This is a genomic window from Halomonas koreensis (assembly GCF_031451675.1).
Lineage (GTDB): Bacteria > Pseudomonadota > Gammaproteobacteria > Pseudomonadales > Halomonadaceae > Halomonas > Halomonas koreensis.
The window spans coordinates 400,147-424,706 of sequence record NZ_JARWAK010000001.1; the positions used below are offsets into that span (position 1 = coordinate 400,147).

Genomic DNA, 24,560 nt, shown 5'->3' on the forward strand with positions numbered 1-24,560 from the left:
TCGCCGGATCAGCCGCGGGCATAGCGCGCCCGCCAGGCTTCCTCCAGGGCCTCCATCCAGCTGGGATGGGGCTCGGGCCGCAGCCGCTCCAGGGCGCGGGGCGGCAGGCGAGCCGGATGGCCGTCGTCGGTGGAGAAGGCCGCGCGCTGCTCGGCCGACAGCCGGTCCATGTCGAGCACGGTGGGATCCCCCCAGACGGCGATGTCCTGCTTGCGGGCCTGGGCCTCGGGCGACAGCAGGAAGTTGGCCAGCACCATGGCGCCGGCCTTGTGGCGGGCGTTGAAGGGAATCGCCACGAAGTGGACGTTGCCCAGGGTGCCGTCGTCCAGGACGTAGCTTCGGGTGCTGGGAGGCAGCCGGTGATCGGCCACGGCGGCGGCGGGCTCGGCGGGGTTGAAGGTGAAGGCCAGGTCCAGCTCGCCGTCGCCCATCAGCTGCTTGAGCTCGGGGCCGCTGGCCGGGAAGTGCCGGCCCTGGCGCCACAGGTGCGGGTGCAGGGCGTCCAGGTAGTCCCACAGCGGCGCCGTGATCGCCGCCACGTCATGGGCGTCCGCCGGCTCGGCGAGCACCGCGGGATCCTCGACCAGCTCGATCAGTGCCTGCTTGAGGAAGGTGCTGCCCAGGAAGTCCGGCACCAGCGGGTAGGTGAAGCGGCCCGGGTGCGCCCGGGCCCAGTCCAGCAGGGCGCGGATGTCGCCGGGCGGGGTGTCGACCCGCGCGGCGTCGTAGTAGAAGGTCAGCTGCGCCTTGCCCCAGGGGGACTCGTAGCCCTCGGTGGGCAGGGTGAAGTCGGTGAGCACCTCGGGGTTGTCCTCGGGCGCGGTCAGCGAGAAGTTCGGCAGGCGCCAGGCGAAGGGGCCGAACAGCAGCCCGTGACGCTTCATGGCGGCGAAGTTCTCGCCGTTGATCCACACCAGGTCGATGGCGCCCTCGTCGACGTTGCCGGCCGACTTCTCGGCGATCACCCGGGACACCGCCGCGGCGGTGTCGTCGAGCTTGACGTGGATCACCTCCACCCCGTGGCGCTGGGCCATCCGCTCGGCGACCCAGCCGATATAGCGGTTGGTGGTGGCGTCGCCGCCCCAGGCGTTCCAGTAGACGGTCTGGCCGCGGGCCTCGGCCCGAATCTCGGACCAGTCTTCCGGCAGCGGCGCCTCGTCGGCGAGGGAGGGCAGGGCCGCCAGGGCGAGCAGCGGGACCAGCAGGGCGGCGCCGAGGCGGCGGGCGAGCGGGGGACGGGGCATGGCGATCATCCTGTGCAGTGGGTCGGAATGGCGTCGAGCTCCGCCATCACCCGTCGCAGGGTGGGCGGCGAGAGGTAGTGATCCACCCGGTCGCGGACGTGCTCGATCAGCGCCGAGTCGCTGAGCTCGGCGGACCAGTCCTCGCCGCGACGCCCGGGATCCGTGTCGTGCCGGTGGGCGCCGCGCCACTTGGCGCACCAGGTCAGCGACCATAGCCACATGGCGCGGCGGCAGGCGAGCAGGGCGGCATCGGGGTGCGCGGCCGCGGCCGGCCCCAGGGCGCGGCGCCACTCGGCCTGGAAGGCGGCGACCCGCTCGATGTCCAGCACCGCCCGGCTGGCGGGATCCCAGGTGGTGGAGGTGTAGAGGCTGGCGTGGGCCAGGTCGAAGCCCGGCAGGCCGTAGCGGCACTTCTCCAGGTCGACCAGCACGGCGCGACCCGAGGCGTCGATCAGGAAGTTGCCGGGATGGGCGTCGAAGCTGATCAGCGTGGTCATGGCCGCGACGTCCGGCAGGCGCTCGGGCAGGGCACGGAGCTGGGCCTCGATCAGCCACCGGGCCTCCGGCGACAGCCCCGCCTCGGGCAGGGCGCGGGCCTGGTCGAGGATCTCCTCGCGCATGGCCCGCCAGGGGTCGGCGGGGGCGAGCAGCGGGGCGCGCTCGGCGCGCCCCGGCGTCGGCAGCCGATGCAGGCTGGCCAGGGTCCGGGCGATGGCCGGCAGGTCGTCGGGCAGCCGGGCCGGGCGGCCGACGATGGCCTCGACCAGCAGGGCGCCCCGGGGCAGGTCCTCGTCCGGCGGCAGCACGCCGTGCAGCCGTGGCGTGTGCCCCCCCGCCGCGGCCCGATCGAAGCAGGCCGCCTGGTAGGCCAGGTTGTCCCGCGGGGCGAGGCGCATCTGGCTCTGCTTGGGGATGCGCGCCACCCGGTCGCCGCCGGCGTGGCGGATCCAGATGTGGCGATGGGCCAGGCCGGTGTCGGCCATCGGCTCGAGCGCGTCTCCGTCGGCGGGCTCGCCGGCCCTCGCCAGGGCGCGAGCGAGGCGCTCGACCAGCGTCGCCGGGGCGTGGCTCTCCATGTCGGCCGGAGGCGTCGTGTCGGGCATCGGAGTTCCTCGATGACGGCTTGCAGGGCTGTGTCGCGAGGCGTCGGCGTTCCTTACGGCGCCTCGTTTCCAGCGTAGTCGCTCGATGCGGACGCCTTTCCACGGCGCCCGCCTCGATGATAACCGCCGGCACAGAAAGAAAAAGGGCGCCATCGTGTGGGATGGCGCCAAACGAGTCAGCATGTCGGACATGCCGTCGGGATGAGGCGGCCGTAGCCGCCACGAGAGAGAAGCGGGGCGGGCCGGGTCAGCGCAGGCGCTGGCCGGACACGCTGGGGTGGTAGAGCGGCTGGACGGTGTTGCCGTCCGGGTCCTTGCAGTAGAGGCTGCGGCCGCCGTCGGCGTGGTCGTGGGGCCCGCGCACCACCTCGACCCCCTGGGCGACCAGGTAGTCGTTCCAGGCGTCCACGTCGTCGCGCTCGTCGACCACGAACCCGAAGTGGTCGAGGCGCTGGGGATCGCCGCCGGTGTCGGCCTTGGCCCGGGCCAGCGAGAAGTTGTCGTTGCCCAGCGTCAGGTAGACCAGGTCCTGGTGGGCGCGGCGCAGCACCGACATGCCCAGCACGTCGACGTAGAAACGCTCGCAGGCCTCCAGGTCCTGGACCTGCAGGGCGATATGACGCATGCCGTTGAACGGGGCGGGGCGTTGCATGGGACCTCCTCGACGCGGTGGGACTTCAGTTAATTATTGGAAAATGTTTCCATAAAAAGCTCCCGTTCACAACCCATGGAGAGCCATCATGTACTGCATCATCGTCCAGACCCGCCTCAAGCCCGGCACCCGCGAGCGCTTCCTGGAGGCCATGCTGCCCAACGCCGAGGCCTCGGTGCGCGACGAGCCGGGCTGCCACGCCTTCGACGTCATCGAGGATCGCGACACCCCGGACCTCTTCCATCTCTACGAGATCTACACTGATCAGCAGGCCCTGGCAGCCCACAAGGAAACGCCGCACTACAAGGCCAGCCGGGCCGTGGTCAACGAGCTGATCGCCGAGCAGCAGGTGATTCGCGCCGACGTCCTGGCGACCAACCCCCAGACACGGCCCGGCGCCTGAACCAATCGCCTCGCCCGGCATCTCAGCCAACATCCGCATGCCGAGGCGAGGCGCCCATGATTCCCCGATCGTCCCCGTCGCGTCCCATCCTCCTCTGGCTGAGCCTGGCCTGCCTGTTGGCGGGCGCCCTGGCCGCCTGGCAGGCCCCGGCCCAGTCGCCTGCCGCCCGCGACACCGCCCTGGTGATGACCCTCGACGGCGCCATCGGCCCGGCCACCAGCGATTACTTTCAGCGCGGCCTGGAGCTCGCCGCCGAGCGCCAGGCGCGGCTGGTGGTGGTGGAGATGGACACCCCCGGGGGCCTCGACGCCGCCATGCGCGACATGATCACCGCCATGCTGGCCTCCCCGGTGCCGGTGACCTTCTACGTCTCGCCGGGCGGGGCCCGGGCGGCCAGCGCGGGCACCTACCTGCTCTACGCCAGTCACGTGGCCGCCATGGCCCCGGCCACCCACCTGGGCTCGGCGACCCCGGTGCAGATCGGCGGCGGTGGGGGGCTGCCCGGCCTCGGGGAGCCCGAGGCTCCCTCCGGGGAGGGCGAGGACGCGGACAAGCGCAAGGCCCCCGAGGCCGAGCGGGCCCCCGCCGACGACGCGGCGGAGGCGGAGTCGTCGGCCGCCGAGCCCGACAAGCGTCGCGGCGAGACCGCCATGGAGCGCAAGGTGCTGGAGGACGCCGTGGCCTACATCCGTTCCCTGGCGGAGCGCCATGGCCGCAACGCCGACTGGGCCGAGGCGGCGGTGCGCGAGGCGGTCAACCTCACCGCCCGGGAGGCGCTGGAGCGGGGCGTCATCGACGTCGTCGCCGGCGATCTCGACGACCTGCTGACCCAGATCGACGGCCGCGAGGTGATGATGGCCGACGGCACCCTGACCCTGGCCACCGCGGACCTGGCCCTCGAGCGTTTCGACCCGGACTGGCGCACCCGGCTGCTGGAGGTGATCACCGACCCCAACGTGGCCTACTTCCTGATGATCATCGGCTTCTACGGGCTGATCTTCGAGCTCTCCAACCCCGGCAGCCTGGTGCCGGGCACCATCGGCGTGATCTGCCTGCTGCTGGCGTTGTTCGCCTTCCAGGTGCTACCCGTTAACTATGCCGGCCTGGCGCTGATCCTGGTGGGCCTGGGGCTGATCGTGGGCGAGGCCCTGATGCCCAGCTTCGGGATCCTCGGGATCGGCGGCATCGTGGCCTTCGTGATCGGATCGGTGATGCTGATGGACGCGGACACCCTGAACATTTCGCTGCCCCTGATCGGCGGCATCGCCCTGGTGGCGGCGGGCCTGATGCTGTGGGCCATGACCCGCTTCCTGGGGCTGCGTCGCCGGCCGGCGCGCACCGGCCAGGAGGAGCTGCTGGGCAACGAGGCCCGGGCCCTGGAGGACTTCCAGGGCGAGGGCCATGTGCGACTCCACGGCGAGCGCTGGAACGCCCGCAGTGCCGCGGCGCTGCGCCGCGGCCAGGCGGTGCGGGTGGTCGGCATCGACGGCCTCACCGTCGAGGTCGAGCCGCTGGACGCCGGGACCTGAAGCCGGCCGGCCCCGGGCCGGCCGCCCATCTCGAGGAGAGCCAACCATGATGATTTCCTATCTCGTGCCGATCGTCCTGCTGCTGATGCTGCTGGCGGCCTCGATCCGCATCCTGCCGGAGTACAAGCGCGGCGTGGTGTTCTTCCTGGGGCGCTTCCAGTCGGTGAAGGGGCCCGGCCTGATCATCATCATCCCGGGGATCCAGAAGATGCAGGTGGTGGACCTGCGGGTGATCACCATGGACGTACCGGAGCAGGACGTCATCTCCCAGGACAACGTCACGGTCAAGGTCAATGCCGTGCTCTACTTCCGGGTGGTGGACCCCGAGAAGGCGATCATCCAGGTCGAGCACTTCGTCAGCGCCACCAGCCAGCTGGCCCAGACCACCCTGCGCTCGGTGCTCGGCAAGCACGACCTGGACGAGATGCTCTCCGAGCGCGACAAGCTCAACGACGACATCCAGGAGATCATCGATGCCTCGGCGGAGGGCTGGGGCATCAAGGTGGCCAACGTGGAGATCAAGCACGTCGACCTGGACGAGAGCATGATCCGCGCCATCGCCCGCCAGGCCGAGGCCGAGCGCGAGCGTCGCGCCAAGGTGATCCACGCCGAGGGCGAGCTGCAGGCCTCGAAGAAGCTCGTCGAGGCCGCCAACGTCATGTCGGAGAACCCCGCGGCCCTGCAGCTGCGCTACCTGCAGACCATGAACGACATGAGCAACAAGAACGCCGCGACCATCGTGGTGCCGCTGCCCATCGACCTGATGGAAGCCTTCCGCCACATGGCCAGGCGCGGCGGCGACTGACGGCCGCCCAGCCGCGGACGGCGCCGCCGTCCGCCTCGCCGGCGGCGCGATATGCAGGTCGCCGCCATTCCTGCTAGAATCCCGCCCCTTCGTCGTCCCGGCCCCTGTCCGGGACGCGTCGCGAGCACAGGGATTCGACCATGGTACCGTCATCTGCCGGGCCGGCCACGCCGCCCTAGACGCCTTCCCGCCCAAGCGACCCGGCGAGCGCCGTCACCGGCGCGTCATCGCCCGGCATCATCGTGATGCCCGGTGCCCCCGCGGCACCTCTCCCTGAATGCCAAGACGCTCGATCAGCACCGATGCCCCTGCGGGCGTCCGGTGCGCGACCCTGGCGCCCCTGGGGCATGACAATCACCCTCGACTGGACCGCAGCATGATCCGATCCATCAAGCACGACTGGTTCTCGAACCTGAAAGGCGACACCCTGGCGGGCATCGTCGTGGCCCTGGCCCTGATCCCCGAGGCCATCGCCTTCTCCATCATCGCCGGGGTCGACCCCAAGGTCGGCCTCTACGCCTCCTTCTCCATGGCGGTGATCATCGCCTTCGCCGGTGGCCGGCCGGGGATGATCTCGGCGGCCACCGGCGCCATGGCGCTGCTGATGGTGACGCTGGTCAAGGAGCACGGCCTGGAGTACCTGCTGGCCGCGACCCTGCTCACCGGGGTGCTGCAGATCGTCGCCGGCTACCTGCGCCTGGCCGACCTGATGCGCTTCGTCTCGCGCTCGGTGGTGACGGGCTTCGTCAACGCCCTGGCGATCCTGATCTTCATGGCCCAGCTGCCCGAGCTGACGGGCGTCACCTGGCATGTGTATGCCATGACCGCGGCGGGGCTCGGCATCATCTACCTCTTCCCGCTGGTGCCGGTGATCGGCAAGGCCCTGCCCTCGCCGCTGGTGTGCATCCTGGTGCTCACCGGCGTCTACCTGGCTTCCGGCATCGATATCCGCACCGTGGGCGACATGGGCGAGCTGCCGGACACCCTGCCGGTGTTCCTGTGGCCGGACGTGCCGCTGAATCTCGAGACCCTGGCGATCATCTTCCCCTACGCGGTGATGCTCACCGTGGTGGGCCTGCTGGAGTCGATGATGACCGCCACCATCGTCGACGACCTCACCGATACCGGCAGCGACAAGAATCGCGAGTGCAAGGGTCAGGGCCTGGCCAACCTGGGCACCGGGCTGCTCGGCGGCATGGCGGGCTGCGCGATGATCGGGCAGTCGGTGATCAACATCAAGTCCGGGGGCCGCAGCCGCCTGTCGACCCTGATCGCCGGCGTGATGCTGCTGCTGATGGTGGTCTTCCTGGCCGACTGGGTGTCGCGGATCCCCATGGCGGCGCTGGTGGCGGTGATGATCATGGTCTCCATCGGCACCTTCAGCTGGACCTCGATCCGGGATCTCAAGAAGCACCCGATGTCCACCAACCTGGTGATGCTGGCCACCGTGGTGGTCACGGTCGGCACCCATAACCTGGCCATCGGCGTCTTCGTCGGCGTGCTGCTGGCGGCGCTGTTCTTCGCCAACAAGGTGGGCAATATCCTCTATGTCGGCGCCGAGGAGCCCGAGGAGGGCCATCGGATCTACCGGGTGGTGGGCCAGGTGTTCTTCGCCTCCTCGGAGCGCTTCGCCGCCGCCTTCGACTTCAAGGAAGCCGTGGAGAAGGTCACCATCGACCTGTCCCGGGCCCACTTCTGGGACATCACCGCCGTCCAGGCCCTGGACCGGGCGGTGATCAAGTTCCGCCGCGAGGGCACCGAGGTGGAGCTGATCGGGCTCAACGAGGCCAGCGCTACCATCGTCGATCGCTATGCCATCCACGACGACCCGGAGGCGGTCGAGAAGCTGATGGGCGGCCACTGAGGCCGTGTCGGCCGCCCCTGTGACGGGGCGGCCGCGATGGTGTAGAACGGGTACCGAGACAACACACGCCAGCTTCAGGATAGAGTGATGACAGAACAGGTGATGGCCGCCATCGACGGCTCGACTTTCTCCGAGGGCGTCTGCGACTACGCGGCCTGGGCCAGCCTGGCGCTGGAGGCGCCCCTGACCTTCCTGCACGTGGTCGACAATCATCCCCAGACCGCCGAGGCGGACCTCTCCGGCAACATCGGCCTGGGCTCCCGGGAGCACCTGCTCGAGGAGCTCTCGCACCTGGACGAGCAGCGCGCCAAGGTGGCCCAGGAGCAGGGACGGCTGATGCTCAAGGCGGCCAAGGAGCGTGCCGTCGAGGATGGCGTCGCCGATCCCGGCAGCCGCCAGCGCAATGGCACCCTGGTCGAGACCCTGGAGGACCTGGAGGAGGAGACCCGGCTGCTGGTGATGGGCAAGCGCGGCGCCACCGCGCACCAGGACAGCGAGCACCTGGGCTCCAATCTCGAGCGCGTGGTGCGCGGCCTGCATCGGCCCATCCTGATGGTGCCGGAGGCCTTCAAGCGCCCGGAACGCGTCATGATCGCCTTCGACGGCAGCCGCACCACGCGCAAGGGCGTGGAGATGCTGGCCAGCAGCCCGCTGTTCCGGGGCGTCCCGGTGCATGTGGTGATCGTCGGCGCCGAGACCGGCGACCATCGCTCCCAGCTCGACTGGGCGCTGGCCACCCTGCGCGAGGCGGGCCACGAGGCTGAGGGCGCCATCCGCGCCGGCGAGGTGGAGGAGACCCTGAGGGCCTACAAGGAGGAATTCGACATCGACCTGGTGGTGATGGGCGCCTACGGGCACTCGCGGATCCGCCACCTGCTGGTGGGCAGCACCACCACCGCCATGCTGCGCCGGGCCAGCGTGCCGGTCCTGCTGCTGCGCTGAACCGCGGCCATCGGGCCGATCGACTCGGGGCCCCGCCATCGGCGGGGCCCCTTGCGTTTCATCTCCCGGAGCACGACATGAGCTATCGCATCCTGCTGAGGGACCATCGGGGCCTGCTGGGCATCGCCTTCCTGGCGATGTTCTCGTCGAGCCTGGGCCAGAGCTTCTTCATCGGCCTCTTCCAGGTGCCCATCGCCGAGCGCCTCGGGCTCACCGCCGGCCAGTTCGGCAGCGCCTACTCGCTGGTCACCCTGGCCGCCGGCTTCGCCGTGCTGCGGCTGGGGCCCAGCCTCGACTGGGTGGCGCCGCGTCGCTTCGCGCTGATTGTGCTGCTCGCGCTCTTCGCCGGCGTGGCGCTGCTGACCGGATCGTCCTGGTGGCCGCTGGGGGTGCTGGGCCTGGGGCTGGTGCGCTTCTGCGGCCAGGGCATGATGAGCCATCTCGGTAATACCCTGGCCGGTCGCGAGTTCACCGCCCTGCGCGGCCGGGCCCTGAGCCTCGCCGGCATGGGGTTGATGCTCGGCGAGACCCTGCTGCCGCCGGCGGTGGCGGCGCTGCTGGTGTGGCTGGGCTGGCGCGAGCTGTGGTGGGCGCTGGGCGCGGGTCTGGCCGTGTTCTGGGGCCTGTCGCTGGTCGCCGCGCCCTGGCCGCCGGCACCGCCGGCTCGCCGGCGGCGGGACGGGCAGGGCGCCGGGCCCCGACCCTTCCGCGAGGCGCGTTTCTGGCGGCTGCTGCCGCTGCTGATGACCCTGCCGGTCGCCATGACCGGGCTGTTCATCTATCAGGCACGGCTGACTTCGGCCATGGACAGCTCGCTGGCGGTGTATGCGCTGGCGCTGACCGGCATGGGCCTGGCCAAGTTGCCCGGTGCCCTGCTCGGCGGGCATTGGGTGGATCGGCTGGGCCCGGTGCGCCTGGCCCGGCTCTACCTGCTGCCCTTCGCCCTGGGGCTGGTGCTGGCGCTCACCCTGGGTGGGCACCTGGCGATCTGGGCGCTGATGGTCGGCGGCGGGCTGGCCATGGGCGCCCAGGAGTCCATCGCCACCAGCCTGCTGGTGCGCCTCTGGGGCGTCGAGCACCTGGGCCGGGTGCGGGCCACCCTCAGCGCGGCCATGGTCTTCTCCACCGGCATCGCCCCGGCGGCGCTGGGCCTGGCCCTGGACCTGGGGGCGCCCTTCGCCCTGGTGCTGTGGGGCATGCTGGCGCTGCTGGTCGGCGGCTGGTGGCTGGCCCAGGGGGTGCTGGCCAGCCCCGCGGCGCGGGGCGTCAGCCCCTAGGACGGGGTCGGGTCGAGCCGGCGTCCGGGGCATGATGGCCGAGCCAGCCGGCCAGCAGGCGATCCAGCGACAGGGCGCCGGGGCCGCGCAGCATCAGGGTCAGCAGGCTGGCCGCCCAGAGGCCGTGGGTCACCCAGGCGTCCGGGTAGACGAACACCTGGATCACCAGGGTCATGATCAGCAGGCCGGTGGCGGCGAGCCGCGTGGCCAGCCCCGCCCACAGCAGCAGCGACAGGCTGAACTCGGCGGCGGTGGCCAGGTAGGCCGCCAGCGCCGGCGGCAGCAGCGGCAGGGCGTACTCGTGCTCGAACAGGAAGAAGGTGCTCTGGCTGATCGCCAGGCCCTCGACCTTGGTCAGCGCCGAGCCGAAGAAGACGCTGCCCAGCACGACCCGCATCAGCAGGGCCACCGGATCTAGGGGGACCCGGTCCAGGCCCGGCACCAGGCGGTGATAGTAGAGTTCCAGGGGGCGTAGCAGAACCTTCATGGGATGTCCTCCGTGCTGGGCTTGCCCGGGACGCCCAGCGCGCCCAGGCCGAGCAGGGTGCCCAGGGCCTCGCCGGCGGCCGCCTCGTCGCCGGCCTCGGCGGCGATCGCCAGCGCCTCGCCGAGCGTGGTGGCCCCGTCCAGCAGGCCGTAGAGATGGCGGACGCCCGGTGCGACCGGCGTCAGCCGCGCCCGGCCGTCACGGCGCACCGCCAGCCAGGGCCGGTCGCCGGCCTCGCCGGGGGGCAGGGCGGCGCCGCCGGCCTCGAGGCGACGCCACAGCGCGGCCACGTCATGGCGGCAGGCCACCAGTCGGGTCGCCGGCCGGGGCGCCGGCACCAGCGCCTCCGGCGCCGGATGCCCGGCCAGCTGCGGGGCGGTCAGGGCGGGCGCCTCGGCGGCGTGGCTGACGTCCAGCCGCGCCCGCTCGAGGCGACAGACATCGCTCACGTAGCGGTGGGCCTCGAGGGGCGGCAGGGTGTCGAGGAAGTCGGCGAAGCCGTGGCCGTAGTGCATCAGCCGCGGGTCCGCGGGGGGATGCGCCCGGGCGTAGTCGCCGGCGGCGGCGGCGAAGTAGCGCGGGCCGAGCAGCGTCCGGGTGTGGGGAAAGGCCGTGGCCAGGGCCTCGATCAGGCCCTGGCGGATATTGTTGCGGTAGACATCGAGTCCCGCGGGCTGTCCCAGGTCGGCGTCCGTCTCGATCCCCGGTTCGTGCATGGCGGCGATGAAGCGCCGCTGCCAGTCGGCGAGTGGACTCATGCCGGGCTCCTCGTCCGGTTCCGAGCGGGCGCCGGCCGCCGGGCCCGGGCACGCTCGACCTCCTCGAGCCAGCGCGCCAGCGACGGCACCCGGGTGTCCCACTCGATCAGGGTGGGCACCGCCGGCATCGCCCGGGTCATCCGCGCGTAGAGCGTCCACAGGGCCTCGTCCACCGGGCTGCCGTGGTCGTCGATGCGCAGCGGCGGGTCCACGGCGGTGTCCAGGCTGTAACCGGCCAGGTGGAATTCGCCCACCGCCTCCAGGGGCAGGGCCGCCAGGTAGGCGTCGAGATCGCGGCCCAGGTTGTGGGCGCTGATGCCGGCGTTGTTGAGGTCCAGCAGCAGCCCGCAGCCAGTGCGGGCCACCAGCTCGGCCAGGAAGTCGGCCTCGTCGAGGGTGTTCATCTCCAGGCGCACGTAGAGGCTGGGGTTCTCGATCAGCAGGCGGCGGCCCAGGGCCTGCTGGGCGATGTCGATGTTGCGGGCGACCAGCGCCAGGCTCTCCTCGGTGAGCGGCACCGGCAGCAGGTCGTTGTAGCAGTCGCCGTCGAGCCGGCTCCAGGCCAGGTGCTCCGAGACCAGGGCCGGCGACAGGCCCGCCACCAGACTCGTCAGCCGGGCCAGGTGGTCGGGGTCGGGGCGCTCGGCGCCGCCCAGCGACATGCCCACGCCATGGACCGAGAGCGGGTAGCGTTCGGCGAGGGCGGCCAGCGTCTCGCGCACCGGGCCGCCGGCGCCCATGTAGTTCTCGGCGTGCAGCTCCAGGAAGTCCACCGGCCGGGGGGCGGCGAGCAGGGCCTCGGTGTGCTGGTGCTTGAGGCCGATGCCCACCGCGTCGGGGGCGAGGGAAAGGGGCATGGCGGTCTCCTCGAAGAGGCGGCCCGCCAGGCGGCGGGCCGCGACGGGCTCAGGGACGGTCGACTTCGGTCAGGCTGCCGTTGCCGTGGGGCGTCTCGATGCTGGTGCAGGTGCCTTCCGGGACCAGCTTCCAGGCATTGCCCTGATAGTCCACGGTGGAGGTGCCGGCGCAGGTGGTGCCGGGGCCCGCCTTGCAGTCGTTCTGGCCGGCCAGGGCCACGCCGTAGCACTTCTCCATGGCCTCGCCGTCGTCGGCCTGGGCGGTGGCCATGGCGCCGGCCTGGGCCATGGCGGTGGTGAGCACGGCGGCCATCATGGTGGATCGGTTCATGGACGGGTCTCCTTCGGTTGGGGGGGGACGCATCGGCGCGTGGCGTCGATACGCCCTGCTGTGTCGTCGCCGGCGCCGGGGGCTTACAGCGATGGCGAGGGGCGATGGCAGGCGGAGGAGCGAGAACCGTCGGGTTGTCGTTATAGAGTGGTGTTTTTTTCTATGTTATGTGAGCTTTATGGCTGGTTTTTGTGGTTTATGGAGTGAATTTGGTGGTTCCAGGGGTTTCCTTGCCGGACGCCTGGGGTAGTATTTCCCGCGCTATTTCATCCCCTTGCTCAGGAGCGAACCCCATGACCATCCAGCGCCATGACACCAAGGCCCGCATGAGCCGGGCCGTGATCCACAACGGCACGGCCTACCTGTGCGGCCAGGTGGCCGGCCCCGAGGCGCGTCACGGCGACATCACCGAGCAGACCGAGAGCATGCTGGCCCGGGTCGACGCCCTGCTCGCCGAGATCGGCTCCGATCGCGAGCACCTGCTCACCGCGACGATCTACCTGAAGGACGGCGGCGATTTCGCGGCCATGAACGCCGTCTGGGACGCCTGGGTACCCGAGGGGCATGCCCCGGCGCGAACCTGCGTCTGCGCGCCGATGCCCGCCGACGAGCTCAAGGTGGAGATCACGGTCACCGCCCTGATCAAGGACGCCTGAGGCCGGCGAGGCCCACCGTCGACGCGAAAGGCCGGCGCCCGGGCGCCGGCCTTTTGCATGCGCGCGGGCTCAGCGCAGGCAGGGATCCTCGAGCGGGGCCTCCCGGGGGCGGAGGCGTCGGGACAGGGCGTCCACGGCGATGTTGAGCCCGGCGGTGACCAGCAGCAGGAAGAAGGCCACGTCGAACATCAGGTACTGGAAGTGCTCGTCGATGTAGTAGCCCAGGGTGGCGATGCCCAGCATGCCGAGGATCGCCGTCTCGCGCAGGATCACCTCGGCGCGGTAGTAGAGCAGCGCCAGCAGGCCGGGGTAGACCCTCGGCAGCAGCTCGTAGGCCAGCCGCCCCGAGGCCGGCAGGCCCGGCATGCCCGGGGTCAGGCCGTCGGCATGGCGGGCGGCGAGGAAGGCGATCAGGGCGCCGTTGTGCAGCGCCAGGGCCAGCCAGGCCGGCAGCAGCGAGGGGCCCAGCAACAGCAGGAAGACGAAGGCCAGCATCAGCTCCGGCGTGGAGCGCAGGAAGATCAGCAGGCCGCGGCCGGCCAGGCGCGTGGCCGGCGTGCCGAAGTGCCGGCTGGCCAGGGGCCACAGCAGCAGCGCCACCAGCAGCGCGCCCACGGTGCCGAGCAGGCCCAGCAGCAGGGTGTGGCCGACGGCCGGGGCGAGGGTCGGGATGCCGGCGAGCCAGTCGACCAGCCCCGCCCAGTCGCCGGCCAGCAGCGGCGCCGGCCACAGGTCCTGGCCGACGAAGCGCCACAGCAGGCCGGCGTCCACCGCCGGCCAGGGGCCGAGCAGGAAGGCGCCGCCGACCAGCAGCAGCGGCACCAGCCGCTTGTGGCCCCACCACGGCAGGGTGGCGATCAGCAGGTAGAAGCACCACAGCAGGGCGCCGGCCTCCGGGTAGCGGCCCTCGCGGAAGGCGCTCTCCAGCTGGAAGCCCAGGGTCGGCAGGCCGACGAAGCCCAGCAGCACGCTGGCGCGCAGGCCGCACTCGAAGCGGTAGCGGGTGTAGGCGGCGAGCCGCTCCCAGGCCAGCGGCAGCTCGGCATAGACGAAACGCGACAGCCGGCCGACCCCGGGGGGCAGGGCCTCCACCGGGGCGCGGGGCGTCTGTTCGAGGATCTCGGCGTAGACCTTGGCGAAGATGCCGGCATAGGGGATGGCCAGCGCCGCCAGGGCGGTGAAGGCCGAGAGCCCGAAGACCTGCAGGAACAGCAGCGCCCAGAACAGCTCGTGGATGGCGCGCACGAAGGCGCAGCCGGCGCGCACCAGCCGCGAGCGGGTGAACGCCAGGGCCAGGGGAAAGCCCAGCACCACCCCGGCCAGGGTGCCCCACAGGGCCACCGCCACGGTGAGGCCCAGGGCATGGAAGGGTGATTCCACCCCGGCGAAGTCCGGCCAGGCCAGGCCGGAGAGCAGGCGCCCCAGCTCCGTCCAGGGATCCCGGGTGACCACCGAGAGATCGGCCAGGGGCGCGAGCAGCACCGCCAGGGCGACCAGCAGCAGGCTGTGCCGGGCCAGTCGTGGCCCCGGGGTCGCGCCGCTCAGCCAGGCCGGTCGGCGGGGCCGGGCGGCCTGGCTCATGCCCGCCCCCGGGAGCAGGGCAGGGTCGCCGGGGAGGGCTCGGCCGGCTCGGCGTCGCGAGGGGCGGTGTCCGGCGACGCCGTCTCGGCATCGGGATAGAGGGCATCCAGGTCGGCCAGGCTCAGCGCCTCGGCCGGGGCGTCGATCACCAGTCGGCCGTCGCGCAGGCCCCAGACCCGGTCGAAGCGGGACAGGGCCAGCTCGCGCTGGTGCAGGGCGACCACGCCGGTGGCATGGCGTGCCTCGATCAGCGCCAGCAGGCGCAGCGCCTGGTGGGGGTCGACGCTGGCCACCGGCTCGTCGCCGAGGAAGATCTCACGCTCCTGGTAGAGCGCTCGAGCGATGGCGGTGCGCTGGCGCTGGCCGCCGGAGAGCGAGCCCACCGGACGGCGCATCAGGCCCGCCAGGCCGAGCCGCTCGCAGAGCTCGGCCACCTCGTCCCAGGGGCGCCTCAGCGGCCGCACCAGGTTCCACAGGTTGGCCAGCGCCGAGCGCTCGGCCAGCCGCCCCATGTAGACGTTGTGGTAGACGGCGAGCCCGGGCACCAGGCCGTGGTGCTGGGGGCACCAGGCGGCGGCCTCGCCGAGCCGGGCGCGCAGGGCCGCCAGCAGCGTGGACTTGCCGGCGCCGCTGGGGCCCAGCAGGGCGACGCGCTCGCCGCGATACAGGCGCAGGCGCAGGCCCGTCAGCACCCGTTGCTCGCCGTGGCCCAGGTCGACGTCGTCCAGGGCCACCAGGGGCGCGCGCGGCTCGCTCATCAGCGCAGCAGGCCGAGGCCTTCCGCCACGTCCTCGATGGGGGCGTACATGGCGTTGTCGGCGGGGATGAAGGCCGAACGGGGGAAGCTCGCCAGCAGCTCGGGGTCGTCCATGTCGAGCAGCGCCCGGCGTACGTCATCGCCGAAGCCGTCGCCGAAGCGCTCGTCGGCGTCGCCGCGCAGGGTCCACTGGTAGTCGGGATAGCTGGGCGTGGCCCAGATCACCTCCACCTGGTCGGTCTCGACCCGGCCGTCCTCGACGGCGGCCTCCCAGACCGAGTAGTTGACCGCACCGAGCTGGTAGGTGCCGGCCTCGACCAGCGCGATGGTCCGCGAGTGGTCGCCGGAGAAACCGACCCGCGAGAAGATCTCTTCCGGGGCGGCGTCGAAGCGCTGGCGCAGGAAGTGCTCCGGCATCAGCCGCCCCGAGGTGGAGGTCTTGGCGCCGAAGGTGAAGCTCAGGTCCGCGACGGCCTCGGGCAGTTCGTCTGCCGGCTCGAGCCCCGTCGACTGGTGGGCGATGAAGTAGGTCTGGAACTCGGCGTCCTCGGCGCCCTGGGCCAGGGCTCGGGAGCCGGGCACCAGGCGGCGGGCCTGGACGCCGGACAGGCCGCCGAACCAGGCCAGCTGGACCTGGTCGTTGCGGAAGGCGGAGACCGCCGCCCCATAGGACTTCACCGGCACGTATTCCACCTCGACGCCCAGCTGCGCCTCGAGATAGTCCGCGACCTTCGAGAAGCGCTCGACCAGGCGCGACTGGTCCTCGTCGGGGATGGCGGTGAAGCGGAAGGTGTCGGCGGCCGCGCCCTGGGCGAACAGGGCGAGGGCCACGGTGGATGCGGCGATCCAGCGCATGGATGGTCTCCTGGAGAAGTGAAGGGGGGTATTGTTGTGGCTCGGCCTCCGCCTGGCAAGCCCGCGTCGTCGACCGGCGGGGCCCTCAGCGGCACTCGCCCGAGGGGTAGCGCGTCTCGCGCAGGCTGTCCTTGATCTTCTTGAGATGCGGCAGGAAGTCCTCGCCGCGGCGCAGGGTGACCCCGGTGGCCAGCACGTCGATCAGCGCCAGCTGGATCATCCGCGAGGTCATCGGCATGTAATGGTCGGTGTCCTCCGGCGCGGTCACCGCCAGGGTCTCGGTGCATTCGTCGGCCAGCGGCGAGTCCGGGGCGGTGATGCCCAGCACCACGGCGCCGTTCTCCCGAGCCAGGCGGGCGATGTCGACCAGTTCCCGGGTGCGCCCCGTGTAGGAGAGGATCACCACCACGTCGCCGGTGTGGCAGGCCGAGGCCACCATGCGCTGCATCAGCACGTCGATGTAGGCCGAGACCGGCATGTTGAAGCGGAAGAACTTGTGCAGGGCATCCTGAGCCACCGCCCCCGAGGCGCCGAGCCCGAAGAAGTGCAGCTGCTTGGCCTGGGTCAGGTAGTCGACGACCCGCTCGACCCGGGCGGTATCCACCTCGCGCCGCGCCAGGTCGAGGGCGGCGATGGTCGCGCCGAAGATCTTGCCGGTGTACTCGCCGGCGGTGTCTTCGGGCTCCACGGCCTGGCTGACGTAGGGGGTGCCGCCGGCCAGGCTCTGGGCGAGCTTGATCTTGAAGTCCGGATAGCCCTTGGCATCGAAGCTGCGGCAGAAACGGTTGACCGTGGGCTCGCTGACCGAGGCCGCATGCGCCAGACTGGCGATGCTCATGCTGGTGGCGGCGGCCGGGTCGGCGAGGATGACGTCGGCGACCTTGCGCTCCGAGCGGTTGAGCTCATCGAGTCGGGTGCGAATGCGGACCAGCAGATCGTGACTGACCATGCGCGACGGAGTCTCCATGACGGTGGCGGCGGCGCGCCGCCTCTCTATGTGGTGATTTAACTACATTATAGGGGGCATCCTAGCGCGATTCGGCGGCGGTCAGCCAGAGGGCCGGGCTGGAGGTCTCGATAATTAGTAGTAAATTTACAAAATTATTTGGTCTGACGGCGTCCGCTGCGCTAGGATTTTGTTAAGTTAACCAGATGGGGGCGGAGATGAGCCAGTTCAAGCGGCCCGGTGAGGCCCGATCCTCAGGTGACATCGACACCGAAATCGATCTTGCCCTGTTCGGGGCGCTCGGCGATCTGGCCCAGCGCAAGCTGTTCCCCGCGCTCTTCCACCTGGAACGGGAGGGGCTGCTGGCCCCCGACACGCGGCTGCTCGGCCTGGCCCGCCAGGAACTGGACGTCGACGCCTTCAGGTCCCGGATCGAGAAGTCCCTGAAGACCTACGTCAAGGCCGAAGAGCTGGATCGCGAGGCGCTGGCCCGCTTCCTGGCGCGTCTCGACTTCCTGCCCCTCGACTTCACCAAGCCCGAGGGGTACGTCGCCATCCGTGAATGGCGCCAGGAGGCCGCTCGCCCCATGGTGGTCTATCTGTCCGTGGCGGCGAAGATCTACGGCGACATCTGTCGCCACCTGGAGGCCAGCGGCAGCCTCGACGACGAGTCGCGGGTCGTGGTGGAGAAGCCGATCGGCTACGACCTCGCCTCCTCCGCCGAGATCAACGACGCCATCGGCGCGGTCTTCCCCGAGTCGCGCATCTACCGCATCGATCACTACCTGGGCAAGGAAACCGTCCAGAACCTGATCGCCCTGCGCTTCGCCAACCCGCTGTTCGGTACCCAGTGGAACCAGAACCATATCTCCCACGTGGAGATCACCGTGGCCGAAAAGGTCGGCATCGAGGGCCGCTGGGGCTACTTCGACGATGCCGGCCAGCTGCGCGACATGGTACAGAACCATCTGCTGCAGCTGGTCTGCCTGATCGCCATGGACCCGCCGGCCAACCTCGACGCCGACGCCATCCGCGACGAGAAGGTCAAGGTGCTCAAGGCACTGCAGCCCTTCACCGACGACATGCTGGGGCGCGACGTGGTGCGCGGCCAGTACATCGCCGGCACCATCGATGGCCGCTCCGTGCCGGGCTACCTCGAGGAGGAAGGCGCCAACCAGGCCAGCCACACCGAGACCTTCGTGGCGATGAAGACCGGGGTGGCCAACTGGCGCTGGGCGGGCGTGCCCTTCTACCTGCGCACCGGCAAGCGGATGCCCGAGAAGCTCTCCCAGATCGTCATCCACTTCCGTCAGCAGCCCCACTACATCTTCGACCCCGACCAGCGCGAGCTGGCCGCCAACAAGCTGGTGATCCGCCTGCAGCCGGAGGAGGGCATCGCCCTGGAGGTGCTCACCAAGGACAGCGGCCTGGACAAGGGCATGCGCCTGCGCCGTGGGCCCCTGCACCTGGACTTCAGCAGCGCCTTTCCCAAGACGCGGATCCCGGATGCCTACGAGCGCCTGCTGCTGGAGGTAATGAAGGGGCAGCAGTACCTCTTCGTGCGGCGCGACGAGGTCGAGCATGCCTGGCACTGGTGCGACAGCCTGATCGCCGCCTGGGAGGACGACGAGGTGCCGCGACGCTATCCCGCCGGCTCCTGGGGGCCGGTTGCCTCCATCGCCATGATCACCCAGGACGGCCGCAGCTGGTATGAGGACTACTGAGGCATGTCGCTTGGCCCCAGGGCCGGTCGCGGCTCACTCAATACCGCCATGACTACCCAGGACGGCCGCAGCTGGTATGAGGACTACTGAGACATGACGATTGGCCCCAGGGCCGGTCGCGGCTCACTCAATACCGCCATGACCACCCAGGACGGCCGCAGCTGGTACGAGGACTACTGAGATGCACGACGATACCCCCAATGCTCGAGAATGCCTGGCCCGCCAGCTCGCCGAGGCGGTGGCCGAGGCCCTGAGGCACGACCTGGAAGCGCGTGAGCGGGTGCTGCTGGTGGTCTCCGGCGGCTCGACCCCGGTGCCCTTCTTCCGGGCGCTGGCGGCCATGGACCTGCCCTGGTCGCGCATCGACGTGACGCTGGCCGACGAGCGCTGGGTGGCCGAATCGGCCGCCGACAGCAATGCCCGCCTGGTGCGCCGCGAGCTGCTGCAGGGCAAGGCCGCCGAGGCGAGCTTCACCCCCTTGACCAGCGACGCGCAAACCCCCGAGGAGGGCGCGGCCGAGGTCGCCGCGCGTGTCGCTGCGCTGCCCTGGCCGGCCAGTGCGGTGGCGCTCGGCATGGGCGGCGACGGGCATACCGCCTCCCTGTTCCCCGACAGCCCGGAGCTGGCCCTGGCGCTGTCCACCGCCGAGCCGGTGGTGGCGGTGCGTACCCCGAGTCAGCCCCAGCCGCGCATCACCCTCAGCGCCGACCGCCTGCACCAATGCCCTCGCCATTTCCTGCACATCACCGGCGAGGAGAAGCGCGTCGTGCTGGGGCGGGCACTGGCCGGCGACGATACCCGGGCGCTGCCCGTCCGCGCCTTCCTGGCCAGCCCGCTCGGCATCTACTGGGCGCCCTGAGTCGCCATGGATCCCCTTTCAGGAGTCACGACATGACCATCGACAAACAGCTGCCGTCCACCCGCACCACCGAGCTCGACAGCATCTGCCTCAAGGCCGAGGTGATCCCGGTGCTGGCCATCCAGCGCGTCGAGGACGCCGTGCCCCTGGCCAGCGCCCTGGTCGAGGGCGGGCTCAGCGTGCTCGAGGTGACCCTGCGCACCGACTGCGCCCTCGAGGCCACCCGCCGCATCAAGGCGGCGCTGCCCCAGGCCAGCGTCGGCATCGGCACCGTGCTGACCCCGGCCCAGTATCGCCAGGCCGAGCAGGTGGGCGCCGATTTCGTCGTCACCCCCGGCACCACCGAGGCCCTCTACCGCTACGGCGTGGAGAGCCCGGTGCCGATGCTGCCCGGCGTGGCCACGGTCTCCGAGGTGATGATCGGATGGCAGTTCGGCTATCGCCGCTTCAAGCTCTTCCCCGCCGAGGCCAGTGGCGGGGTCAAGGCGCTCAAGGCGTTCGCCGGCCCGATCGGCGAGGCGCGTTTCTGTCCCACCGGCGGCATCAATCTCGACAACGCCGCGGACTACCTGGCCCTGCCCAACGTCATGTGCGTGGGCGGCTCCTGGCTCACGCCCAAGTCCCTGGTCGAGGCCGAGGACTGGAACGGCATTCGCCAGCTGGCCCGGGAAGCCGCCGAGCGCTTCCACCACTGATTTCCCGTGTTCTCTCTCGACAGCCAGTCGCTGTCCTTTTTCGCCCCGGCAACCCTGCCCGGGGCTTTTTTTCGGTTCTTCGCAGATCAGCGTGAAGTCGCTGCACGGCTCAGCTTGGCATGGTGGGTGTGCTCTTCGTGGGAGCGATCTTCAGATCGCGATCCGCCGCGCAGCGGCGGCGATAGCGGCACCGCGGTAGGATCTCCCCCGGGCGCCTATCGCCCAATGAATTGGGCTCCCACGATGACCTGCGCGATGGCTCTGTCCCGCTGATAGGGCGCTTCGCGGGAGATGCTATGTTGCCCGCCCGGCCTTGAGGGGCTCTGAAGCGCCGAACCGAGTGGCGCTACCACGGCCTGGTCGTCTAGATGTGATCACTCAGGAGGCGGGGCCGTCCAGGTCGTCCCGGGTGGGCAGGGCGACGTAGGCGCCGGGACGGGTGACGGCGTGGGCGCCGCAGCGGCAGGCGAAGGCCAGCGCCGCCTCGAGGCGTTCGGTGTCGCGGTGCCAGCCTTCCTCGACACCGTCCTCGGCGAGCCGGGCCAGCAGTCCGCCGATGAAGGCATCACCCCCCGCCGTGGTGTCCACCGGCTCGACCGGGGGTGGGGTGACGGCGAGCGAGAGCCCCGTGCCTTCGGCGCGCACGGCCCCGCCGCCGTCGGTGATGACGATGAGCCTGACGCCGGCCGCCAGGCGCTCGGCCAGCCAGGCGTCCTCGGGGTGGTCGCCGCGCAGGGCCTCGACCTCCTCCCGGGACAGTTTCAGCAGGTCGGCGGTGTCGAGCAGCCGGGTCACCAGGGCCGCGTCCACCCGGTCGCCGGGCCACAGGTTGTGGCGCAGGTTGGCGTCCACGCTGACCAGGCAGCCGGCCCGGGCGGCCATCTCGGCCATGGCCAGGGTGGTCTCGGCGATCGCCGGCTCGGTCAGGCTGTTGCTGCACAGGTGGAGGAGGGCGGGCTCGGCGAAGACGCCGGCCGGCAGGTGCTCCAGGCGGTAGAGCAGGTCGGCGGCGGGCGGGCGGTAGAAGTCGAAGGTGCGCTCGCCGTCGGCGTCCCGCGAGACGAAGGCCAGCGCCGTGCGCGCCTCGCGGGTCCGTACCACCCCGGAGAGGTCGACGCCCTGGGCGGCCAGCTCCTCGGCGAGGAAGTCGCCGAAGTGATCCTCGCCGAGCATGCCGAGGAAGCGGCTGGGGATCCCGAGCCGGGCGCAGGCCACGGCCACGTTGGCCGGCGCCCCGCCGGCATAGGGGGTGAAGGTCTCGGTGGTGCCGGCCGGGGCGTCTCCCAGGCGGCTGGAGAGCATGTCGACGAGGGCTTCACCGAAGGTGATGATGGGCAGCATGGGCGTGGATCTTCAGGGTGGAAGAGGGATGGGTCAGGCCACCTCATGGCCCCGGGCGGCTTCCAGCAGCGCGAACCAGGTTGGCCGGGGCAGCGTCAGGGTGGCGTCCTGTTGCAGGGCCTGGATGCGTTCCGTCTTGAGGCTGCCGATCACCGGCAGTGGGCGCCCGGGCAGGGCGCGCAGCCAGGCCAGGGCCAGGCCGGCGGGGCTCACGCCGAACGCCTCGGCCTGGGCCAGCAGCTCGGCTCGTGCCGGGCCGGTCAGCACCCGGCCGCCGCCCAGCGGCGACCAGGCCATGGGAGCCTGGCCGTCGCCGACCAGGGCATCGAAGAGGCCGTCGAACAGCGGCTGCGGATGGGCCAGGGAGAGCTCGAGCTGGTGGGCCACCAGGCGGTGGTCCATGGCGGCCTGCAGCCGGCGCCAGGCCTCGGGCAGGAAGTTCGAGACGCCGGCGGCGCCGACCTTGCCGGCGGCGATGGCGTCGTCCAGGGCGCGGGCGGTGGCCTCGGCGTCCATCAGCGGGTCGGGGCGGTGAAGCAGGAAGTGATCCAGGTGCTCCACGCCCAGGCGCTCGAGGGAGGCATCGATGGCCGCGGTCACGTAGGCCGCCGAGCTGTCGTAATGCTTGACGGCATGGGGCGAGGCGTCGCGCTCGGGGGTGACGATGCTGGTCTTGGTCACGATCCGGACCCGCTTCGCCAGGCCGGGGCGGGCGCGCAGGGCGTCGCCGAACAGCGTCTCGGCGGCCCGGTTGCCGTAGATGTCGGCGTGGTCGAACCAGTGCAGGCCCTGGTCGAGGCGCGCCTCGAGCCAGTCGGCCAGGGCGTCGGGGGCGTGCAGGTGCGGCGTCTCGTGCAGGGCCATCATGCCCAGGGCGAAGGGGACGTCGAAGGTGGAGGCGGAATCGGTCATGGGGTACTCGTCAGTGAGAGGGTGGTGCCCAGCAGGTGCTGGGCGCCGGGCACCAGCCATACCGGGTCGAGCCGGGTGTTGGCGGATTCGATGCACAGGAAGTGGCGGCCCGCCTCGGTAGGGGTGTCCGCCGGCAGCTCGTCGCCGGGGTGCCAGACCACCGCCGAGTCGCTGCCCTGGCGGGCGACGCGCAGCCGGCGGCGGCCGTCATCGAGGACCAGCTCGGCGTTGCTGTGATAGATGCGGTCCAGGCCGTGGCGAATGCCCAGCTCGCCCTGCTGCTCGCGCTCGGCGAAGTCGGCGAGCTTGTCCAGGTAGCGGGCGCCGGCCAGGCCCTCGATGCGGCAGGCCCGGGCGTCGGCCACGGCGAGATAGCTGTGCAGGGCGCCGGTGATCTTCACCGGCGTCTCGCCGACGTGCTCGGTGATCAGCTCCACGTGCAGGCGGTTGGCGTTGGCCTGGATCACCGCCCGGGGCGCCAGCTGGGAATGCAGCCGCTCCAGGGGAGAGAGGTGCAGCTCGACGCCTTCCTCGTGCTCGTCCACGGCGTCCAGGCGCCAGTCGGCCTTGCGGGCCGGGCCGTGCATGGGGCCGGAGCGGTCCGGGGACTCGTCGGCGGTGCGCTCGTCGGCGAACCAGGGCCAGCACAGCGGGATGCCGCCGCGGATGGCGCCGGGCAGCGTCTGGGGCGTTGGGGTGACCCATAGCCAGCCGCCGGGTGACATGTCCGACGGGGCGTCATGGCCGGCCGGATCGTCAGCCGGGTCGCCGGCCGCCGGATCGCCGGCCGCCGGATCGCCGGCCGCCGGATCGCCGGCCGGACGATAGTGGAGGACCTGGGCGCCCTGGAGCGAGACGGCGAGCTCGCCCCAGGGTTCGCGGGCCAGCCAGATCTCGCGGCCGGCCCAGTCGGCGCGGCGCTGGCCGTCGGTGGCGTCCAGCAGGGCGCGCAGGGATGCGGGAATCATTCGACCTCCTCGTTGTGCAGGGCCTCGGCGGCGCCCAGCAGGCCCGTCCAGGGGGCGGTCACCACCTTGATCGGGATGTCGGCGGTGTAGGCGCGCATGCGCCCCTTGTCGGCGAAGGCCTCGCGGAAGCGGCTCTGCGGCAGCCAGTCGAGCAGCCGCGGCAGGATGCCGCCGCACAGGTAGACCCCGCCGCGGGCGCCCAGGGTAAGCGCGGCATCGCCGCTGACGTCGCCGAGGATCTTCAGGAAACGCAGCAGGGTATCACGAGCCACCCCGTCGCCGCTGTCGGCCGCCGCGGTCACCTCGGCGGGGGTCGCGTAGCGTGGCGGCGCGCCCTTCAGCGAGCAGTGGGCGACGTAGAGGTCGAGCAGCCCCTGGCCGCACAGCAGCCGCTCCACCGAGATGCGGCCGTAGCGGTTGCGGAAGTGGCGCAGCAGGTTCTGCTCGCGCTCGTCGGTGGGGGCGAAGGTCACGTGGCCGCCCTCGGTGGGCAGGGGGATCCAGGCATGGCGGCCGGGGAAGACGCCGGCCATGCCGAGCCCGGTGCCGGGGCCGATCACCAGCCGGGCGGTATGGGGCGCGGCCTCGCCGGCCTGCAGGGTCACCAGTTCCTGCTCGGCGACATGGGGCACGCCCAGCGCCTGGGCCATGAAGTCGTTGATCACCTTGAACAGCGAGAGGTCCAGCGCCTCGTGCACCTCGGTCTTGGTGAAGTCCCAGTGGTTGTTGGTCATGGTCACCCGCTCGCCGTGCACCGGGCAGGCGAAGGCCAGGCAGGCCTCGCGCGGGGCGGCATCGCCCACGGCACCGACCCGGGCCAGGTAGTCCCGGGCGGCGGCGACCGGGCCGGCGTAGTCGGCGCAGGGCAGGCTCTGGATGTCGTGGGGCGCGACGGCGCCGGGGGCCACCAGCGCGAAGCGGGCATTGGTGCCACCGATATCACCGATCAGGGCGGGTCGTGTCATGGCTTCGTCTCGAGTGTTCGTCCAGGGGGCTCTTGAGGGTCGTCGGAAT

Annotated in this window: 25 protein-coding genes; 10 read left to right on the forward strand and 15 right to left on the reverse strand. The window is 71.3% G+C overall.

The annotated features are described in order from the left end of the window. Nucleotides 1-8: 8 nt before the first annotated feature. The 3 genes from QC818_RS01870 to QC818_RS01880 all read right to left on the reverse strand — a co-directional run bounded on the left by QC818_RS01870 (nucleotide 9) and on the right by QC818_RS01880 (nucleotide 2,999). Nucleotides 9-1,244, reverse strand: coding sequence for an ABC transporter substrate-binding protein (locus tag QC818_RS01870; protein ID WP_309651128.1), 1,236 nt, complete (start codon nucleotides 1,242-1,244; stop codon nucleotides 9-11). 5 nt (nucleotides 1,245-1,249) lie between these two features. Beyond that, entirely contained in the window at nucleotides 1,250-2,347 is a 1,098-nt protein-coding gene (locus QC818_RS01875; protein ID WP_309651129.1) for an aminoglycoside phosphotransferase family protein, read from the reverse strand. Nucleotides 2,348-2,594: 247 nt separating this feature from the next. Next, the gene (locus QC818_RS01880) at nucleotides 2,595-2,999 is read right to left on the reverse strand and encodes a VOC family protein (protein WP_309651130.1); all 405 of its coding nucleotides are present in this window, start codon (nucleotides 2,997-2,999) and stop codon (nucleotides 2,595-2,597) included. Between the two features lie 88 nt (nucleotides 3,000-3,087). On the opposite strand from QC818_RS01880, the gene QC818_RS01885 reads away from it, so the two are divergent. From QC818_RS01885 to QC818_RS01910, 6 genes are all read left to right on the forward strand, one after another. Continuing rightward, complete coding sequence (locus tag QC818_RS01885) at nucleotides 3,088-3,402, forward strand: putative quinol monooxygenase (RefSeq protein ID WP_309651131.1); 315 nt, start codon at nucleotides 3,088-3,090, stop codon at nucleotides 3,400-3,402. Nucleotides 3,403-3,458: 56 nt separating this feature from the next. Beyond that, entirely contained in the window at nucleotides 3,459-4,931 is a 1,473-nt protein-coding gene (locus QC818_RS01890; RefSeq protein WP_309651132.1) for an NfeD family protein, read from the forward strand. A gap of 46 nt (nucleotides 4,932-4,977) precedes the next feature. Beyond that, nucleotides 4,978-5,736, forward strand: a complete 759-nt coding sequence (locus QC818_RS01895; protein ID WP_309651133.1) for a slipin family protein — start codon at nucleotides 4,978-4,980, stop codon at nucleotides 5,734-5,736. 376 nt (nucleotides 5,737-6,112) lie between these two features. Continuing rightward, nucleotides 6,113-7,600: a SulP family inorganic anion transporter gene (locus QC818_RS01900; RefSeq protein ID WP_309651134.1), complete on the forward strand. Its 1,488-nt coding sequence runs from the start codon at nucleotides 6,113-6,115 to the stop codon at nucleotides 7,598-7,600. Nucleotides 7,601-7,687: 87 nt separating this feature from the next. Next, the gene (locus QC818_RS01905; RefSeq protein WP_309651135.1) at nucleotides 7,688-8,542 is read left to right on the forward strand and encodes a universal stress protein; all 855 of its coding nucleotides are present in this window, start codon (nucleotides 7,688-7,690) and stop codon (nucleotides 8,540-8,542) included. A gap of 77 nt (nucleotides 8,543-8,619) precedes the next feature. Next, nucleotides 8,620-9,819: an MFS transporter gene (locus QC818_RS01910; RefSeq protein ID WP_309651136.1), complete on the forward strand. Its 1,200-nt coding sequence runs from the start codon at nucleotides 8,620-8,622 to the stop codon at nucleotides 9,817-9,819. Here the strand turns inward: QC818_RS01910 and QC818_RS01915 are convergent. From QC818_RS01915 to QC818_RS01930, 4 genes are read right to left on the reverse strand one after another with little or no spacing between them, the layout of a single operon-like run. After that, on the reverse strand, nucleotides 9,809-10,306 hold the full coding sequence (locus QC818_RS01915) for a DoxX family protein (RefSeq protein ID WP_309651137.1): 498 nt from the start codon (nucleotides 10,304-10,306) through the stop codon (nucleotides 9,809-9,811). The two genes, QC818_RS01910 and QC818_RS01915, sit on opposite strands and share 11 nt — an antisense overlap. Further along, nucleotides 10,303-11,064, reverse strand: a complete 762-nt coding sequence (locus tag QC818_RS01920) for a DNA-binding domain-containing protein (protein WP_309651138.1) — start codon at nucleotides 11,062-11,064, stop codon at nucleotides 10,303-10,305. Before QC818_RS01920 ends, QC818_RS01915 begins: the two co-directional genes overlap by 4 nt. Beyond that, on the reverse strand, nucleotides 11,061-11,921 hold the full coding sequence (gene bufB, locus QC818_RS01925) for an MNIO family bufferin maturase (RefSeq protein ID WP_309651139.1): 861 nt from the start codon (nucleotides 11,919-11,921) through the stop codon (nucleotides 11,061-11,063). Before bufB ends, QC818_RS01920 begins: the two co-directional genes overlap by 4 nt. A gap of 49 nt (nucleotides 11,922-11,970) precedes the next feature. After that, on the reverse strand, nucleotides 11,971-12,252 hold the full coding sequence (locus tag QC818_RS01930) for a BufA1 family periplasmic bufferin-type metallophore (protein WP_309651140.1): 282 nt from the start codon (nucleotides 12,250-12,252) through the stop codon (nucleotides 11,971-11,973). Between the two features lie 293 nt (nucleotides 12,253-12,545). Here QC818_RS01930 and QC818_RS01935 point away from each other — a divergent pair, with 293 nt between their 5' ends. Further along, complete coding sequence (locus QC818_RS01935) at nucleotides 12,546-12,908, forward strand: RidA family protein (RefSeq protein ID WP_309651141.1); 363 nt, start codon at nucleotides 12,546-12,548, stop codon at nucleotides 12,906-12,908. A 69-nt stretch (nucleotides 12,909-12,977) separates the two neighbouring features. Here QC818_RS01935 and QC818_RS01940 read toward each other — a convergent pair whose 3' ends face one another. The 4 genes from QC818_RS01940 to QC818_RS01955 form a co-directional block, all read right to left on the reverse strand. After that, a complete protein-coding gene (locus QC818_RS01940) occupies nucleotides 12,978-14,489 on the reverse strand; it encodes a PhnE/PtxC family ABC transporter permease (RefSeq protein ID WP_309651142.1) in 1,512 nt (503 codons plus the stop codon). Continuing rightward, a complete protein-coding gene (locus QC818_RS01945; RefSeq protein WP_309651143.1) occupies nucleotides 14,486-15,247 on the reverse strand; it encodes an ATP-binding cassette domain-containing protein in 762 nt (253 codons plus the stop codon). The genes QC818_RS01940 and QC818_RS01945 overlap by 4 nt, the downstream gene beginning before the upstream one ends. Next, nucleotides 15,247-16,101 (reverse strand): putative selenate ABC transporter substrate-binding protein, encoded by an 855-nt coding sequence (locus QC818_RS01950; protein ID WP_309651144.1) that lies wholly within the window; start codon nucleotides 16,099-16,101, stop codon nucleotides 15,247-15,249. The genes QC818_RS01945 and QC818_RS01950 overlap by 1 nt, the downstream gene beginning before the upstream one ends. An 85-nt stretch (nucleotides 16,102-16,186) precedes the next feature. Beyond that, the gene (locus tag QC818_RS01955) at nucleotides 16,187-17,050 is read right to left on the reverse strand and encodes a MurR/RpiR family transcriptional regulator (RefSeq protein ID WP_309651145.1); all 864 of its coding nucleotides are present in this window, start codon (nucleotides 17,048-17,050) and stop codon (nucleotides 16,187-16,189) included. A 215-nt stretch (nucleotides 17,051-17,265) separates the two neighbouring features. Between QC818_RS01955 and zwf the strand changes: the two genes are divergently transcribed. The 3 genes from zwf to QC818_RS01970 all read left to right on the forward strand — a co-directional run bounded on the left by zwf (nucleotide 17,266) and on the right by QC818_RS01970 (nucleotide 20,325). Then, the gene (zwf, locus tag QC818_RS01960) at nucleotides 17,266-18,771 is read left to right on the forward strand and encodes a glucose-6-phosphate dehydrogenase (RefSeq protein ID WP_309651146.1); all 1,506 of its coding nucleotides are present in this window, start codon (nucleotides 17,266-17,268) and stop codon (nucleotides 18,769-18,771) included. A 181-nt stretch (nucleotides 18,772-18,952) separates the two neighbouring features. Further along, nucleotides 18,953-19,630 carry a 6-phosphogluconolactonase gene (pgl, locus tag QC818_RS01965; protein WP_309651147.1) on the forward strand — a complete coding sequence of 226 codons (678 nt, stop codon included), beginning with the start codon at nucleotides 18,953-18,955 and terminating at the stop codon, nucleotides 19,628-19,630. Nucleotides 19,631-19,662: 32 nt separating this feature from the next. Next, a complete protein-coding gene (locus QC818_RS01970; RefSeq protein ID WP_309651148.1) occupies nucleotides 19,663-20,325 on the forward strand; it encodes a bifunctional 4-hydroxy-2-oxoglutarate aldolase/2-dehydro-3-deoxy-phosphogluconate aldolase in 663 nt (220 codons plus the stop codon). A gap of 378 nt (nucleotides 20,326-20,703) precedes the next feature. Here QC818_RS01970 and QC818_RS01975 read toward each other — a convergent pair whose 3' ends face one another. Genes QC818_RS01975 through glk form a run of 4 tightly spaced genes read right to left on the reverse strand, consistent with a single transcriptional unit; the run spans nucleotide 20,704 to nucleotide 24,511 of the window. After that, nucleotides 20,704-21,666, reverse strand: a complete 963-nt coding sequence (locus QC818_RS01975) for a carbohydrate kinase family protein (RefSeq protein ID WP_309651149.1) — start codon at nucleotides 21,664-21,666, stop codon at nucleotides 20,704-20,706. Nucleotides 21,667-21,699: 33 nt separating this feature from the next. After that, nucleotides 21,700-22,578: an aldo/keto reductase gene (locus QC818_RS01980; RefSeq protein WP_309651150.1), complete on the reverse strand. Its 879-nt coding sequence runs from the start codon at nucleotides 22,576-22,578 to the stop codon at nucleotides 21,700-21,702. Beyond that, the gene (locus QC818_RS01985) at nucleotides 22,575-23,546 is read right to left on the reverse strand and encodes a D-hexose-6-phosphate mutarotase (protein ID WP_309651151.1); all 972 of its coding nucleotides are present in this window, start codon (nucleotides 23,544-23,546) and stop codon (nucleotides 22,575-22,577) included. The genes QC818_RS01980 and QC818_RS01985 overlap by 4 nt, the downstream gene beginning before the upstream one ends. Further along, nucleotides 23,543-24,511, reverse strand: coding sequence for a glucokinase (gene glk / locus QC818_RS01990; protein WP_309651152.1), 969 nt, complete (start codon nucleotides 24,509-24,511; stop codon nucleotides 23,543-23,545). The genes QC818_RS01985 and glk overlap by 4 nt, the downstream gene beginning before the upstream one ends. Nucleotides 24,512-24,560 lie beyond the last annotated feature (49 nt).